The sequence below is a fragment of the Thermoactinomyces sp. FSL K6-2592 genome (assembly GCF_038006465.1).
In the GTDB taxonomy this organism is placed as follows: domain Bacteria; phylum Bacillota; class Bacilli; order Thermoactinomycetales; family Thermoactinomycetaceae; genus Thermoactinomyces; species Thermoactinomyces vulgaris.
Genome location: NZ_JBBOVH010000001.1, coordinates 202272 through 217687, shown reverse-complemented (window position 1 = coordinate 217687; position 15416 = coordinate 202272). Strand labels below are relative to the sequence as shown.

Genomic DNA, 15416 nt, shown 5'->3' with positions numbered 1-15416 from the left:
AAAATCGCCGAAACAAAAAACCCCCCTGAACGGGGAGTTTACGGGCGCCGTCTGCTATTGGTTTTTTCTTAAATCAATCACCACAGAGCGCCGGGGTTCTTTTCCGACACTGTATGTGGTTAAATCTTTTTCCCGCTGTACCAAGCGATGAATCATTTTCCGTTCGCTTGCGGACATCGGATGCAAGGTCACCTCTTTTTTCGTTTCACGGACTTTTTCCATCATCTTCGCCGCCAGGTGCTTTAACGACTCCTTCCGGCGACGGCGGTAATCTCCCGCATCCACCGTCACGCGAATGCCGTTATTGTATTTCCGCCAGACAACGGTTTGCACCAACGTTTGAATTGCATTTAACGTCCGGCCGTGTTTTCCGATCAGAAGAGACAAGTCCTCTCCTTTCAACACAAAGGAAATCTCCGCCGGCTCTTCCTTCATTTCGACTTGGCACGGCCAACCAATCCGCTCCACGATCCCCTTCAAAAATTGACAGGCATATTCCCCGGGGCTTTCCTTCCGGATGACGGAAACTTCCACGATGGCATCCCGTCTCCCGAAAATACCGAGGAATCCTTTTTTGGGCGGTTGGATCACTTCATACCCAATTTCACCGGGTGACACCTGTAACGCATCACATGCTTTTTCAATCGCCAATTCAACGGACCGGGCCCGCTCTATCCGTTTGCTCAACGAGTTGCACCCTTTACTTCATTTTTTTTATTCAGCTTCTGCAAAATGAGAGATTGGGCTATGGTGAAGATGTTCCCGTATACCCAGTATAAAGAAAGTGCGGACGGGAACTGATAGGCCAGGAAAAAGATCATAACCGGCATGATCCAGACCATTACTTTCATTTGCGGATTGCTTTGCGCTCCGGTAACAATAAACTGCAAGTACGTGGTAAACGCCGCGATCAAAGGCAGGATGAAATAAGGATCCGGACTTCCCAATTGCAGGTAAAGGAAACTGGATTCCTTGATATGCTCATTTCCCATGATCGCTTGGTAAAAAGCGAACAAAACGGGAATCTGAATCAATAAAGGCAAGCATCCGGCCATCGGGTTGATGTTGTGCTTTTGAAACAGCTTCATGGTTTCTTCTTGCATTTTTTGCGGATTTTTCTCGTACTTTTTGCGGATCTTCATCATTTCCGGCTGAATTTCCTGCATCCGCTGGGTGCTTTGTTGCTGTTTCCAGGTAAGCGGAAAGACGATCAGACGGACGAGAAAGGTCAGCACCAGAATCGACAATCCGTAATTTCCCAAAGCATCTTTAAAGATGTCCAGCAATTTGACCATCGGGATAACCAAGATCTGTTGAAAAAAGCTGGGATTGTTGTAATCGATCTTGTACCGGTTTTGATCGGGGGCACACCCCGAAAGGATGGTGACAGCCATAATCATCAGCAAGAGTACAGCAATCCCGCGCCTCCGTTTTTGCAAGGATAACTCCTCCTCATCTTCTCTTCAGTCTCTGAATCCATTTGTTTGCGGTTTCTTTTTTTCCGGCACATCATCAAATCCGCCCGGATGAAAAGGATGGCATTTCAACAGACGGATCAACGTATACCATCCCCCGACAACAAATCCGTGTCTCCGAAAGGCAATCAAAGCGTATTCCGAGCAGGTGGGAACGAAGCGGCAGACAGGGGGCTTAAGCGGTGAGATGACATAGCGATAAAATTGAATCAGACCGATGGCAATCCACTTCATTCCACTCCTCCTCCCCTATTCCGAAGGCTTTGACACAAAACATTTTCCCTTGCGAAACACGTGAAAAAGGCTGGATTTCACCTGTTTGTAATCCATTTGGGCAACGGGGTTTCGGGCGATGATAACGTAATCGGTTCCGGGTTTCAAATGGGAAACCCAATGCCTCGCCACCTCTTTGATCAAACGTTTGCACCGGTTGCGTATCACGGCATTCCCGACCTTTTTGCTCACGGAGATGCCGATACGCGGTGGCCCGGAAGGAGAACGGCCATACTGGATCACGACAAATTGCCGATTGGCAAAAGATTGACCGGCCTGAAAAACCCTCCGAAAATCTTTTCTCTTCTTCAGACGGTATTCCCGCTGCAATGAAAATCTCCTTCCTCGCTAAAATCCCCGTTTTTTCTTCACATTATAAAACAAAAAGAAGCAGATTAAACACTTTCAACGTGAATTAAATAGGAAAAAAGGCCACAAAACACGTGGCCGGCATTTATTAAGCAGATAATACTTTTCTTCCTTTTCTTCTGCGTCTTGCAAGAACACGACGTCCGTTTTTCGTGCTCATGCGTGCACGAAAACCGTGCTTGTTTTTACGTCTGCGGTTACTTGGTTGAAATGTGCGTTTCATTTTCATTCCCCTGGTTCCCCATCACTCAGCCACGGCAAATTTGCCGGCTGAGGACCGCGTTCCAGGATACCTCCCTTCTTTCAATCAAGTCCGTGAATAACCGATGGACAATCTCTATCATTATAGACAGCATCGGCAATCACTGTCAAGAATCCGGCCGGATCCACTCCTGTTTATCCACATGTGGATAAATTTTTCATTATCCACCCGTTATCCCAAAATTATCCACGATTTATCCACAAATCCCCTGCTGTGGATAACAAGGTTTTTTCCGCTTTGTGAATTGTGGATAACTCACTATTTTTCATTGTAAATATTGGTATATTTTGATATTCTATTCTTGTTTTCCTGTGGATAAATATGTTGCGGAGCAGTGAATATCCACAGTTGTGGATAATCCGGGAGATCATTTAACCACAAGTTGTGGAAAAAAGTATCCACAGCCTGTGGATAATGTGAATAAATGCAATAGACTCTGATGCATCGTCGCTTTTGACTGTGGATAAGTATTGTTCATTTTTTTGTCAGGAAGGAGGTTCTTTGGGTGATTCACATCCAAGAATTATGGTCCCAAACGTTGGATTCCATCCAAAACAAAATCAGCAAGCCCAGTTTTGAAACCTGGCTCAAGGCGACTGAAGCCATCAACATGGAAAATGACATCCTGATCGTTTGTGCCCCCAATGATTTTGCCCGGGACTGGCTGGAATCGCGCTATGCCGATTTGGTGCGGGACACCTTGAAAGAAGTGACCGGCGGTTCAAAAATTGGCGTGAAATTTGTCAGCCAGACCCAGGAAAAAAACCATCATGAATCCTTAAAAGAACCGCAACAACCGGCGGCGGAAAACGTGGAAGACGAAAAAGACCCCGGCTCCCAACTGAATCCGAGGTACACTTTTGACACATTTGTCATCGGTTCCGGGAACCGGTTTGCCCATGCGGCTTCCCTGGCTGTGGCCGAAGCGCCTGCCAAAGCATACAACCCTTTGTTCATCTACGGTGGCGTCGGCCTTGGAAAAACACACTTGATGCATGCCATCGGTCATTATGTACTGAAACATGATCCGTCCAGCCGGGTGGTGTACATCTCATCCGAAAAATTCACCAATGAATTTATCAATTCGATCCGGGATAACAAAACGATCCAATTCCGGAACAAATACCGTTCCGTGGATATCTTGTTGATCGACGACATTCAGTTTTTGGCGGGAAAAGAACAGACCCAGGAAGAGTTTTTCCACACCTTTAACGCTTTGCATGACGCCAATAAACAAATCATTATCTCCAGCGACCGGCCGCCCAAGGAAATCCCCACGCTGGAAGACCGTTTGCGCTCACGCTTTGAATGGGGTCTGATCACCGATGTGCAACCGCCGGATTTGGAAACGCGGATCGCGATCTTGCGAAAGAAAGCAATAGCTGATAATTTAGATGTTCCAAGTGAAGTCCTTGCATTTATCGCGGATCGCGTGGATACAAACATTCGTGAACTGGAAGGTGCGTTAATCCGGGTTGTGGCTTATTCAGCTCTCTTGAATCAACCCATCACTCCCGATCTGGCACTGGAGGCACTGAAGGATATCATGCCCGATTCAAAGCCAAGAATGCTCAGCATTCATATTATTCAACAGACGGTCTGTGATTATTACCGTCTCCGCATAGAGGATTTGAAAAGTAAAAAGCGAACAAAGTCGGTGGCATTTCCAAGACAGATCGCTATGTATCTGTGCCGGGAAATGACAGAGTTCTCTTTGCCGAAAATCGGGGAAGATTTTGGAGGGCGCGATCATACAACCGTGATTCATGCACATGAGAAAATCAGCCGCATGATCGAAGAAGACCCCCAAGTCAAAGAAGTGATCAAGCAGTTGAAACAACAACTTCAACGCAAAGCTTAAAAGCAACGCCTGTGGAAACTGTGGATAAGGTGTACAAGCTTATGCACACTTTCTCCACAGCCGGCAATCCGCTTTACACCTGGTCCAAACCCGGTTTTCCACATTATCCACAATCCCTACTACTAGTGCTACTGCAATTTTAAAAAATAAATATATGTACAAGCGTCCTGCTTTATGCATGCCTGTCATGTTTTTCCCAAAACAATTTTTGGTTCTATCACCATCAAGGAGGATCGATATGAAATTCCGTGTCATCAAATCAGCATTGGTTGATGCTGTTTCTCAAGTATCCAAAGCGGTTTCTTCCAAAACAACCATTCCCATTCTCACCGGGATTAAAATTGCTGTGGATGAAGATGGGCTCACTCTGACCGGAAGCAATTCGGACATCACCATTCAGGTGCATGTTCCCGTCAAAAAAGAGGACTTGGATCAGGTGTTCGTGGAAAAAATAGGTAGTATCGTACTCCCCGGACGCATCTTTGGCGAGCTTGTCCGCAAATTGCCCGGAGATGAAGTGGAATGGATCACCAATGATCAATTCCAAACCACCATCCGATCGGATATGGCGGAATTTCAACTGAACGGACTGGATCCGGTGGAATATCCGCGCTTGCCGCACTTATCCACAGAGCAGATGTTCAGTATTTCCGCCGATGCACTCAAATCCCTGATCCGGCAAACTGGATTTGCCGTGGCCGCCAAAGAAGCGCGGGGCGTATTGACCGGAGTGCTGTTCCAACTTAAAAATGGGGTGTTGACTTGCATCGCCACGGACAGCCACCGTTTGTCCAAACAACAGGCCCAAGTGGAAGCTTCCCCGGAAGTGACACTGAAAAATGTGATTGTCCCGGGCAAAAGCTTGTCGGAATTGGCCAAGACCCTGGGGGATTATTCCGGATATGTGGATATCCTGATCGCGGAAAATCAAATTCTGGTAAAAACCGATGAATTCTCGTTTTATTCCCGTTTGTTGGACGGGACCTATCCCGACACCAACCGGGTGATTCCCGAACGTGGTGAGACGGAACTCGTTTCCTCCACCAAGGAATTGTTACAATCCGTTGATCGTGCATCCCTAATCAGTCGGGATGGCCGGGATAATGTGATAAAATGGACTATAAAAGACGGAAAAGTGGAAGTTCACTCCACCGCCCAGGATATTGGAAGCGTCTCTGAAGAAGTGAATGCCAAGGTGAACGGGCCGGAAATGAGCATCTCTTTTAATGCGCGTTACATGATGGAAGCTCTCCGCTCCATTGAAAGCGATGAAATCCGGATTCAATTCACAGGCGCGATGACACCGTTTATGATCCAACCGACAGACCGGGATGACTCGCTCCATCTGATCGTACCGGTCCGCACCCGTTAGGACGGACCGGTACGGATGACGCCCGAAAAGGAGGACTGGGATTGGAATCCATCAAGATTGACACACCGTACATCACATTGGGGCAACTCTTAAAACGCCTGGATGTGATCAACAGCGGCGGGCAAGCCAAGTACTTTTTGCAAGAGGAAACGGTAAAAGTCAACGGCGAAGTGGAAACGAGACGGGGGAGAAAAATTTATCCCCGGGATCAAGTGGATATCTCCGGGTTCGGGTCCGTGGTCGTGTCGGACCGGTAAGGGAGGATCTTCGTTTTGCGTGTCCAAACCCTGGAATTGAAACAGTACCGAAACATTGAGAAACTTCATCTGCATTGTCCGGAGGAGCTTCATTTCTTTGTCGGCCCCAATGCCCAAGGGAAAACCAACATCCTCGAATCCCTTTATGTCCTTGCGCTTGGCAAATCACACCGCACACGGACTCATAAAGAACTGATCCGTTTCGGCCAAAAGGCATCGTTCATCAAGTGCAGAGTAAAAAAAGGAAATGAGATCCAGCGTCTGGAAATCAGTTTATCGGACAAAGGAAAAAAAGTGAGTCGGAACGGGGTTGAACAAAGGAAGTTGAGTCAGTATATCGGCTCGCTTCCTGCCGTCCTCTTTGCGCCGGAGGATCTGGCGCTGGTCAAAGGAAGCCCGCAGGTTCGACGCCGTTTTTTAGATATGGAGATTGGCCAGGTAAGTCCTCAATATGTGCATGATTTGTCGCAATTAAACAAATTGCTCGTGCAGAGAAACAGCCTGTTGAAACAACTTTCCCGGCAAAAGCAGGAGGATTCCCCTTTATTGGAGGTATTGGATGAACAATTTGCCGCTTTGTCCGTCCATTTATGGAAAAAAAGAAAACAGTTTTTAAAATCCCTCACCCGATGGGCGCGTGAAATTCATCAGGCCATTACGCAACAGCCGGAGGAGCTGGTGATCAAGTACCGCCCTTCTTTTCCTTTGCCCGAACCATCCGGGCCGGATGAATGGGCGGAGATTTTGCGGTCGGAACTGAAAAAAAACCGCCAAAAAGAAGTGATGCGGGGAAGTACCGCCATCGGGCCGCAACGGGATGACATCCGGTTGTTTCTGGGAGAGATGGATCTTCATCATTACGGTTCCCAGGGACAGCAACGAACCGCCGCCTTGTCGCTCAAGCTGGCGGAAATCGAATTGATTCATCAGGAAATCGGTTATTATCCCATATTATTATTGGATGATGTGTTGTCCGAATTGGATGACATGCGCAAAACGCATTTATTGAAGGCCATTTCCGGACGTGTCCAAACTTTTGTGACCACCACCGGTTTGGACGGGATCCATCCGGATATCTTATCCGGAGCCAAAATCTATCAGGTGAAGCAAGGACAGATTACGGAATCGGGGTGAAAGAAGTGTTTATCCACTTGGGTGGAAGCCGGATGATTTGCATTCGCGAAGTGATCGCCATATTGGACGCCAATGTTGCGAAGAGTGCAACGCCACCGTTTTTGAACGCTTGCCATCAGAAAAAGAAAATTGAACATTTGTCTCCTGACGAAATCAAATCGTATGTGATCACCACACATCACATCTATGCATCGCCCATTTCTTCAACCACATTGAAAAAACGGGCCGATCTGACTCAAAAGATATAGAACCGAGTTTATCAGTTATGGAAGAAGGAAGCAGGTGACCGAGAGTGTCCATTCAACAAACAAATTATGATGAAACACAAATTCAGGTGTTAGAAGGTCTGGAAGCCGTACGAAGGCGGCCGGGAATGTATATTGGTTCCACTTCCAGCCGCGGTCTCCATCATTTGGTGTGGGAAGTGGTGGACAACAGTATCGACGAAGCACTGGCCGGCCGTTGTGATACCATTCAGGTGATTGTCAATGAAGACAACAGTGTGACCGTGATTGACAACGGAAGCGGGATTCCTGTCGGGATCCACCCGAAAATGGGCCGTCCGGCGGTGGAGGTTGTGATGACGGTCCTTCATGCCGGGGGTAAATTCGGCGGAGACGGATACAAATTTTCCGGCGGTTTGCACGGTGTGGGGGTTTCTGTTGTCAATGCGTTGTCGACATGGCTATCGGTCGAAGTGAAGCGTGACGGGAAAATCTATCATCAACGTTATCAACGAGGGGTTCCGGATGCGGATTTGGAAGTGATCGGAGAAACAGAGGAAACAGGGACCAAAATCACCTTTAAACCGGATCCCGAGATCTTCACGGAAACCACCGAGTTTGATTTCAACATTTTGCAAAATCGTCTGCGCGAACTTGCTTTCTTAAACGGCGGCGTAAAGATCATTTTAAAGGATTTGCGCGGCGAAGAAGAAAAAGAAGTGGTTTTTCAGTTTGAAGGCGGAATCCGGTCTTTTGTGGAGCATTTGAACCGGAATCGCGAAGTGTTGAATCAACCGCCGGTATACATTCAGGGGGAACGGGATTCCATCCTGATTGAAATCGCTTTGCAATACAACGACTCTTTTACATCCAACATCTATTCTTATGCCAATAACATCCACACGCACGAGGGCGGCACGCATGAAGCCGGCTTTAAATCGGCTCTGACGCGCGTGATCAATGATTATGCCCGCCGGAACAACCTTTTGAAGGATAATGACAGCAATTTGACCGGGGACGACGTGCGGGAAGGCTTGACCGCCATTATCAGCGTGAAAATTATGGATCCTCAGTTTGAAGGGCAAACCAAAACCAAACTGGGGAACAGCGAAGCCCGTTCCGCAACCGAGCAGCTCTTTGCCGATCATTTCCAAACCTATTTGGACGAGCATCCCGCGGAAGCGAAAAAGATTATTAACAAAGCCGTGATGGCGTCCCGTGCCCGCCAGGCCGCCCGCAAAGCCCGGGAATTGACACGGCGCAAAAACGCGTTGGAGGTCAGTGCATTGCCCGGGAAACTGGCGGATTGCACCTCCCGCAGCGCTCAGGACAGCGAGCTTTTCATTGTGGAGGGGGATTCTGCCGGCGGTACCGCAAAACAAGGACGGGACCGGATGTTCCAAGCCATTTTGCCATTGAAAGGAAAAATCATCAATGTGGAGAAAGCACGACTGGACCGGGCGCTTTCCAATGATGAGATTCGCACCATCATTACGGCATTGGGAACCGGAATCGGCGATGATTTCAATATTGAAAAGGCCCGTTATCACAAAATCATCATTATGACGGATGCCGACGTCGACGGTGCCCACATCCGGACTTTGCTGCTCACCTTCTTTTACCGGTACATGCGTCCGTTGATTGAACATGGATATGTCTATATTGCCCAACCGCCTCTGTATAAAATTACGCAAGGCAAAAAGATCCGGTATGCGTTCAATGACAAGATGAAAGATGAAATCGTGGCCGAGCTCCAAGGGAAAGGGAAAATCGAGATCCAACGGTACAAAGGGTTGGGGGAAATGAACGCCACCCAGCTGTGGGAAACCACCATGGATCCGGAAAGCCGCACCTTGCTCCGTGTTTCTTTGCAAGATGCCATGGATGCCGATGAAGTGTTTGAAATGTTGATGGGAGACCGCGTGGCACCGCGTCGGGAATTTATCAAGGAGTATGCACAACAGGCGAACCTTGATATTTAGGCGAGTGTAGAACGGAGAGATGAACAATGGAAGAAATGAACCGTATCCAAGAAGTCAATATCAGTAAGGAAATGAAAACCTCTTTCCTGGACTATGCGATGAGCGTGATCGTGAGCCGGGCGTTGCCGGATGTCCGCGACGGGTTAAAACCGGTTCACCGGCGGATTTTGTACACCTTTTACGAGTTGGGGATGACCCCGGATAAGCCGTACAAAAAGTCTTCCCGTCTCGTCGGAAACGTGACGGCGAATTATCACCCGCACGGGGATGCGGCCGTGTACGATTCCATGGTGCGGATGGCACAGGACTTTACTTACCGTTATCCGCTTGTCGACGGACACGGGAACTTCGGATCCGTGGACGGGGACCCGCCGGCGGCCATGCGTTATACCGAAGCAAGGATGGCTGCCATCAATCTGGAAATGCTTCGCGACATCCAAAAAGACACCATCGATTTCACACCCAACTACGACGGGCAACAAGAGGAGCCGGTGGTGCTCCCTTCCCGTTTTCCGAACCTCCTTGTCAACGGGGCTTCGGGGATTGCGGTCGGGATGGCCACCAACATCCCTCCGCATAATTTGAGGGAAGTGATCGACGGCATCCTGTTGTTGCTGGAAAATCAGGATGTGTCCGTTGAGGAATTGATCAAAGTGATCAAAGGGCCGGATTTCCCCACCGGCGGCATTATTTTGGGTTATGACGGAATCCGCAAAGCGTACCGCACCGGTCGCGGAAGCATTCAAATCCGGGCTAAAACGCGGATTGAAGAAGCCCGAAACGGAAAAATGCGGATTGTGGTGGACGAACTTCCGTTCCAAGTCAATAAAGCGAAATTGATCGAAAAAATCGCCGAATTGGTACGGGATAAAAAGATCGACGGAATCACCGATTTAAGAGATGAATCCGACCGCAACGGAATGCGTGTGGTGGTTGAGCTCCGCAAAGATGTGAATCCGCAGGTGGTTTTGAACAACCTGTACAAATTCACCAACTTACAAACCAGTTTCGGCATCAACATGCTGGCATTGGTCGACGGACAACCGCGCGTGTTAAATCTGAAGCAGACGATCCAACATTATGTGGACCATCAAATCGAAGTGATTCGCCGCCGGACTCAATATGATTTGAACAAAGCGGAAGACCGGGCGCACATCTTGGAAGGGCTCCGAATCGCTTTGGACCAGATTGACGAAGTGATTGATTTGATCCGCTCCTCGAAAACCACGCAGGAAGCGAGAACCGGCCTGATGGAACGGTTCGGCCTGTCCGAAAAACAAGCCCAAGCCATCCTCGATATGCGGCTGCACCGTTTAACCGGTTTGGAACGGGAAAAAATCGAGAGCGAATATAAAGAGCTGCAACAGCTGATCTCCAAATTGCGTGCCATTCTTGCCGATGAGAACAAAATCCGGGGTGTGTTGCGCAAGGAAATCATTGAAATCAAAGAAAAATACGGTGACGAACGCCGGACAATGATCAAAATTGAAGAAGACAACATCGACATTGAGGATCTGATCCCGGAAGATGAAGTCTCCATCATGATGACGCAAAGAGGGTATATCAAGCGGGTGCCGCTTTCCACCTACCGCGCGCAAAAACGGGGCGGCAAAGGCATCACGGGGATGGGAACCCGTGATGATGATCTCGTTCAGCACATGTTTGTCACCCATTCACACAGCACGCTGCTTTTCTTTTCAAACAAAGGAAAGGTTTATCGCCTGAAAGCTTATGAAGTTCCGGAACTGGGACGGACGGCGAAAGGGACACCGGTGATCAATTTGATTCAAATTGATCAAGAGGAACGGATCGAAGCCGTCATTCCGGTCAAAGAGTTCACCCCGAACCAATTCCTCTTCTTTGTCACGGCGGAAGGGGTGGTGAAGAAAACCGCATTAAGCGAGTTTGAAAACATCCGCCGCAACGGATTGTTCGCCATCAATCTACGTGACGGGGACGATCTGGTGGGCGTGCGCCTGACCGACGGGGACCAGGAAGTGATCATGGGCACACGGCACGGCATGTCCATTCGTTTCCATGAATCCGATGTCCGTGAAATGGGACGTTCCGCCACCGGGGTAAAAGGAATCACCCTGGGCGAAGGAGACCGCATCATTGACATGGATATTGTGGTTCCGGACAGCTACGTAATGATTGTGACCGAAAACGGCTACGGAAAACGGACGCCGATCGATGAGTACCGGATTCAATCGCGTGGAGGCAAAGGGATTAAAACGTTAAGCCTGACAGAGAAAAAAGGCGAAGTGGTTGCGCACAAAGTGGTGTCGGAAAACGAAGATCTCATGATTGCCACGCAATCGGGTGTTGTGATCCGGATCAAAGTCGCGGATATTTCCATCATGGGCCGGTATGCCCAAGGTGTCCGTCTGATTCGGGTGGATGAAGACGAAGTTTCCGCGGTGGCCCGGGTGCATGCCGAGGAAGAAAACGATGAAAAAGAAGAGAAAGAATCGGATGCTTAATCCGGCCAATCCCAAAACGGGGCCATAAAGCCGGGGAACCCGTAAAGAATCAGATCAGTCAGATGGATTAACATCAGCTGTTCCTGATGAACGGACGCCAGCATGATTTCTTCCCACAAGGGGGGATCATACCGGCACAGCATACTCATGGAAAAACACAGCATCATCAGGGAAATGACCCGCGGAAGCGGACCAGGGCGATGATTACCGATATACAGGTAATGGTCGCCCTTTTTGTTTCTTTCAATCCAAGGATGAAGCCGGTGCGGCGGGCCGGAGGCGGAACAGTTCAGGTAAAGCGCTCCTTCCTCTTGATGGTGCAATGAAAACTGAATTTCCCTGCTTTGTGCGTTTAATTTTTCCACAAAGGATGAGGTAGCAAGGTGGCATTGATCCAGAATTTTTTCAGGGATGACCATAAGGGAGGAAGAAGGCATCCAATCCACGGGAAACCAAGTGCACTCACCGAAGATCGTCCAGTACGTCGGCTGCAGTTCAGGCAAAAAGCCGAGCAATTCCTTCATCCGATAGGAATCGCCGGCAGATACCGGAAGGTTCATCATTTCAGCCAGATACGGAAACAGTCCCTCTTTTTGGATCCGGATTTCGTCCTGCGAAAAGCGAAAGGGTTCCCTTTTCCGTTTGCGGGTCGACAGCCCGTGTCGCAACACGGCCGTGTTCTTTGGATAATCGGGGTCTTTGGTTAAAATCCAGGCTTTGAAAAAATCCATCATCCCATAATAGAGCAAAAGGGGTTGCATCCATTTGTCACATGCCCGGGCTGTTTGAAACAGGGAGCAAGCTTGGCGAATGTAAGCGGCAAAAGATTGGACATTTTTGTAAGCCAAAACTCCCGGTTCCCCGAAAGAAGCATCCTGATATTTTTGCTGCAGAAATTTGCGTGCCCATTCTTCATTTTGCAGTTTTAAAAAAAGATCCGGTGCATGGAAGCCATCACGGGAAGAAGGGTCTGAGCAAAACGGCACACCCGTCACCTCGATTTTTCTTTCTTTTTTTTTTATTGTTTGACAAAATAAAAAGGGCTATAACAAGAAAGAGCAATGGGAGAGAGGCAGCATCCATGAAAAGAAAGGTTATATGCCTTTGTCTGTTGTCGGTTTTTGTGTTTGGACTGTTGCCGCCTCCGGGTTCCGGAAAGACAACGGTTCCGAAAAAATATGATCTGGTGTTGATTCACGGATTTAACAACCGCCATCAATGGGGGTATGAATTTTTAAACTGTTTGGCCCGGAATTGGGGCTCCGGGAATGTTTATGTGGTGTATTCCAATTCGTCCATGAAAGTCTGGTCGATGCCGGTGCAAGGAAAACGGGTGATCATGATGGGGGCGAAAAACCATCAGGCCGGGAATGATTCCATTGAGAAGCAGGCCCGGGTGATTTCCGAGAAAATTTCGATTCTCCAAGAAAGGCACGGACTCGGGAAAAACTACTACATTTTGGCTCACAGCATGGGTGGACTCGTTGCCCGGCGTTTGGTTTACATGCGGCCCGGGGAAGTGGCGGACCTGGTGACGCTCGGGACTCCGCATCAAGGGACACCGCTTGCGAAAGAATATGAATGGCTGGGGATGTTTGTCAACGGACAGGAAGGGATCAAAGATGTCACGCCGGAAGCAGTGGCCCGGTTTAACCGGCGCTTTCCGGTGGAAAAAAGCCCGTTTTATCAAAACGGAAAACTGTACACGATTGCCGGGGATGCGGACGGTTGGGGCGACCGGGGATGGAAAGGGGAATTGGCCGTCGGTTGGACCTTGCTGGCCCTGAAATATCATACAGACAGCGACGGGGTTGTGGAAGAAGGAAAAGCCACGCTTCCCGGCGCTTACCATGTGAAAACTTTTTGGCATTTAAACCATTTGCAGTTGATCCAGAGCCCGCTGGTTGCCGAATTTGTATCCAAGTTGTTGCCTTAAACACATTTATCCACAAGCCTTTGTGAGTTATCCACAGGCTTTTGTGGATAATCTATGGATAAATACAATACAGCCATGGCTGGATCTTGAAAAATCTTGACAGTTATGCAGGAGACTGTTAAACTGCTTTAAAATTATTAGGCCAAAAGGGGAAAACGTCTATGTGGGAACAGAAATTCGCCAAAGAAGGATTGACTTTTGATGATGTACTGCTATTGCCGGCAAAATCAGAGGTACTGCCTCGCGAAGTCAATGTGGGAACCAAGCTGGCAGAAGGAATTGAATTGAATATTCCGTTGATCAGTGCGGGAATGGACACCGTCACCGAATCCAAACTGGCGATTGCCATTGCCCGGCAAGGCGGAATCGGAATCATTCATAAAAACATGAAAGTGGAAGAACAAGCCGAGGAAGTCGACCGTGTCAAACGTTCCGAAAGCGGAGTGATCACCAATCCGTTTTATCTGACGCCCGAACACAAAGTCCATGACGCGGAAGAACTGATGGCCAAATACCGGATTTCCGGTGTGCCGATTGTGGATGAAAACCGGAAACTGGTTGGCATTATCACCAACCGTGACCTTCGCTTTGTACGGGATTATGCCATGCCGATTCAAGAAGTGATGACGACCGAACCACTTGTTACGGCTCCGGTCGGGACCACGCTCGAACAAGCGGAAGAAATCCTGCAAAAGCATAAAATCGAGAAATTGCCGCTGGTGGATGAAAACGGGGTTTTAAAAGGGCTCATCACCATCAAAGACATTGAAAAGGCGACACAGTTTCCCGACGCGGCCAAAGATAAACAAGGACGTCTTTTGGTCGGGGCGGCTGTCGGGGTGTCCAAAGATATGGAACGCCGGGTTCAAGCCTTGATCGATGCCGAAGTGGACTTGATTGTTGTGGATACGGCCCACGGCCACTCCAAAGGGGTTTTGGATGCCATTCACACGCTTCGCCGGAAGTATCCGGATTTGGTCATTGTGGCCGGAAATGTCGCAACCGGTGAAGCCACCCGTGATCTCATCGAGGCAGGTGCCAATATCGTGAAAGTTGGAATCGGCCCGGGATCCATTTGCACAACCCGTGTGGTTGCCGGCATCGGCGTTCCGCAAATCACGGCGATCTATGATTGCGCGACTGTGGCCCGCCAGTACGGTGTGCCGATCATTGCTGACGGAGGAATCCGTTATTCCGGGGATATCGTCAAAGCTTTGGCGGCGGGTGCGGATGCAGTCATGTTGGGAAGCCTGTTTGCCGGAACGGAGGAATCTCCCGGGGAATCAGAAATTTACCAAGGACGCCGGTTCAAGGTGTACCGGGGAATGGGATCCATCGGCGCCATGCAACAGGGGAGCAAAGACCGTTACTTCCAGGAAGATGCGCAAAAACTCGTTCCGGAAGGCATCGAAGGACGGGTTCCGTACAAAGGGCCTTTGGCCGATACCGTGTATCAATTGATCGGAGGCATCCGTGCCGGAATGGGTTACTGCGGTGCGGCCACATTGAAAGAACTGAAGGAAAACAGCCGGTTTATCCGGATCACCAATGCCTCTTTGCGCGAAAGCCATCCGCATGATGTCCAAATCACCAAAGAAGCGCCCAACTATCATTTATAATCCATCCGTTAAAATGCAAGCTGTTGATCGTTGATTCGGTCAACAGCTTTTCTTCGTGATGCGAAATTTTTCTTTTCTTGTCCATTTCTTTTTTTATTGCAATTTTGTAAAATGATTCTCATCCTTTTCATCCTTTTCGAATGTTGTTGTAGAGGACGATTTCAAAACA

15 protein-coding genes are annotated in these 15416 nt (G+C 48.8%); 9 read left to right on the top strand and 6 right to left on the bottom strand.

Annotation, left to right across the window (positions count from 1 at the left end; all coding sequences use genetic code 11):
* Window positions 1-54: 54 nt before the first annotated feature.
* The 5 genes from jag to rpmH form a co-directional block, all read right to left on the bottom strand.
* Entirely contained in the window at window positions 55-687 is a 633-nt protein-coding gene (gene jag, locus NYE37_RS01200; protein ID WP_037998235.1) for an RNA-binding cell elongation regulator Jag/EloR, read from the bottom strand.
* A complete protein-coding gene (locus NYE37_RS01195) occupies window positions 684-1439 on the bottom strand; it encodes a YidC/Oxa1 family membrane protein insertase (RefSeq protein WP_231564651.1) in 756 nt (251 codons plus the stop codon). Before NYE37_RS01195 ends, jag begins: the two co-directional genes overlap by 4 nt.
* A 24-nt stretch (window positions 1440-1463) precedes the next feature.
* Window positions 1464-1709: a membrane protein insertion efficiency factor YidD gene (yidD, locus tag NYE37_RS01190; protein ID WP_037998237.1), complete on the bottom strand. Its 246-nt coding sequence runs from the start codon at window positions 1707-1709 to the stop codon at window positions 1464-1466.
* A gap of 15 nt (window positions 1710-1724) precedes the next feature.
* A complete protein-coding gene (gene rnpA, locus NYE37_RS01185; protein WP_037998238.1) occupies window positions 1725-2078 on the bottom strand; it encodes a ribonuclease P protein component in 354 nt (117 codons plus the stop codon).
* Between the two features lie 127 nt (window positions 2079-2205).
* Window positions 2206-2340, bottom strand: a complete 135-nt coding sequence (gene rpmH / locus NYE37_RS01180; protein ID WP_082240799.1) for a 50S ribosomal protein L34 — start codon at window positions 2338-2340, stop codon at window positions 2206-2208.
* A 544-nt stretch (window positions 2341-2884) separates the two neighbouring features.
* Between rpmH and dnaA the strand changes: the two genes are divergently transcribed.
* The 7 genes from dnaA (at window position 2885) to gyrA (ending at window position 11692) form a co-directional block, all read left to right on the top strand.
* Window positions 2885-4240, top strand: a complete 1356-nt coding sequence (gene dnaA / locus NYE37_RS01175; protein WP_037998240.1) for a chromosomal replication initiator protein DnaA — start codon at window positions 2885-2887, stop codon at window positions 4238-4240.
* A gap of 238 nt (window positions 4241-4478) precedes the next feature.
* A complete protein-coding gene (dnaN, locus tag NYE37_RS01170; protein WP_037998241.1) occupies window positions 4479-5612 on the top strand; it encodes a DNA polymerase III subunit beta in 1134 nt (377 codons plus the stop codon).
* 41 nt (window positions 5613-5653) lie between these two features.
* On the top strand, window positions 5654-5869 hold the full coding sequence (gene yaaA / locus NYE37_RS01165; RefSeq protein ID WP_037998244.1) for a S4 domain-containing protein YaaA: 216 nt from the start codon (window positions 5654-5656) through the stop codon (window positions 5867-5869).
* A gap of 15 nt (window positions 5870-5884) precedes the next feature.
* Window positions 5885-7003 (top strand): DNA replication/repair protein RecF, encoded by a 1119-nt coding sequence (gene recF / locus NYE37_RS01160; protein WP_037998245.1) that lies wholly within the window; start codon window positions 5885-5887, stop codon window positions 7001-7003.
* Window positions 7000-7251, top strand: coding sequence for an extracellular matrix regulator RemB (gene remB, locus NYE37_RS01155; protein WP_062843211.1), 252 nt, complete (start codon window positions 7000-7002; stop codon window positions 7249-7251). Before recF ends, remB begins: the two co-directional genes overlap by 4 nt.
* Before the next feature lie 44 nt (window positions 7252-7295).
* Window positions 7296-9209, top strand: coding sequence for a DNA topoisomerase (ATP-hydrolyzing) subunit B (gyrB, locus tag NYE37_RS01150; RefSeq protein ID WP_198050905.1), 1914 nt, complete (start codon window positions 7296-7298; stop codon window positions 9207-9209).
* A gap of 26 nt (window positions 9210-9235) precedes the next feature.
* Window positions 9236-11692: a DNA gyrase subunit A gene (gene gyrA / locus NYE37_RS01145; protein WP_340711718.1), complete on the top strand. Its 2457-nt coding sequence runs from the start codon at window positions 9236-9238 to the stop codon at window positions 11690-11692.
* Here the strand turns inward: gyrA and NYE37_RS01140 are convergent.
* Complete coding sequence (locus NYE37_RS01140) at window positions 11689-12678, bottom strand: YaaC family protein (protein ID WP_049720750.1); 990 nt, start codon at window positions 12676-12678, stop codon at window positions 11689-11691. The genes gyrA and NYE37_RS01140 overlap by 4 nt on opposite strands.
* A gap of 95 nt (window positions 12679-12773) precedes the next feature.
* Here NYE37_RS01140 and NYE37_RS01135 point away from each other — a divergent pair, with 95 nt between their 5' ends.
* Together NYE37_RS01135 and guaB are read left to right on the top strand one after the other, a co-directional pair.
* Window positions 12774-13628, top strand: coding sequence for an alpha/beta fold hydrolase (locus NYE37_RS01135; RefSeq protein WP_037998254.1), 855 nt, complete (start codon window positions 12774-12776; stop codon window positions 13626-13628).
* Window positions 13629-13789: 161 nt separating this feature from the next.
* On the top strand, window positions 13790-15247 hold the full coding sequence (guaB, locus tag NYE37_RS01130; RefSeq protein WP_049720751.1) for an IMP dehydrogenase: 1458 nt from the start codon (window positions 13790-13792) through the stop codon (window positions 15245-15247).
* Window positions 15248-15416 lie beyond the last annotated feature (169 nt).

Bases quoted from the DNA above. Each gene is read 5' to 3' on its own strand.
- yidD (WP_037998237.1), bottom strand. From the start codon at position 1,709: ATGAAGTGGATTGCCATCGGTCTGATTCAATTTTATCGCTATGTCATC.
- rpmH (WP_082240799.1), bottom strand. From the start codon at position 2,340: ATGAAACGCACATTTCAACCAAGTAACCGCAGACGTAAAAACAAGCAC.
- dnaN (WP_037998241.1), top strand. From the start codon at position 4,479: ATGAAATTCCGTGTCATCAAATCAGCATTGGTTGATGCTGTTTCTCAA.
- gyrA (WP_340711718.1), top strand. From the start codon at position 9,236: ATGGAAGAAATGAACCGTATCCAAGAAGTCAATATCAGTAAGGAAATG.
- NYE37_RS01135 (WP_037998254.1), top strand. From the start codon at position 12,774: ATGAAAAGAAAGGTTATATGCCTTTGTCTGTTGTCGGTTTTTGTGTTT.
- guaB (WP_049720751.1), top strand. From the start codon at position 13,790: ATGTGGGAACAGAAATTCGCCAAAGAAGGATTGACTTTTGATGATGTA.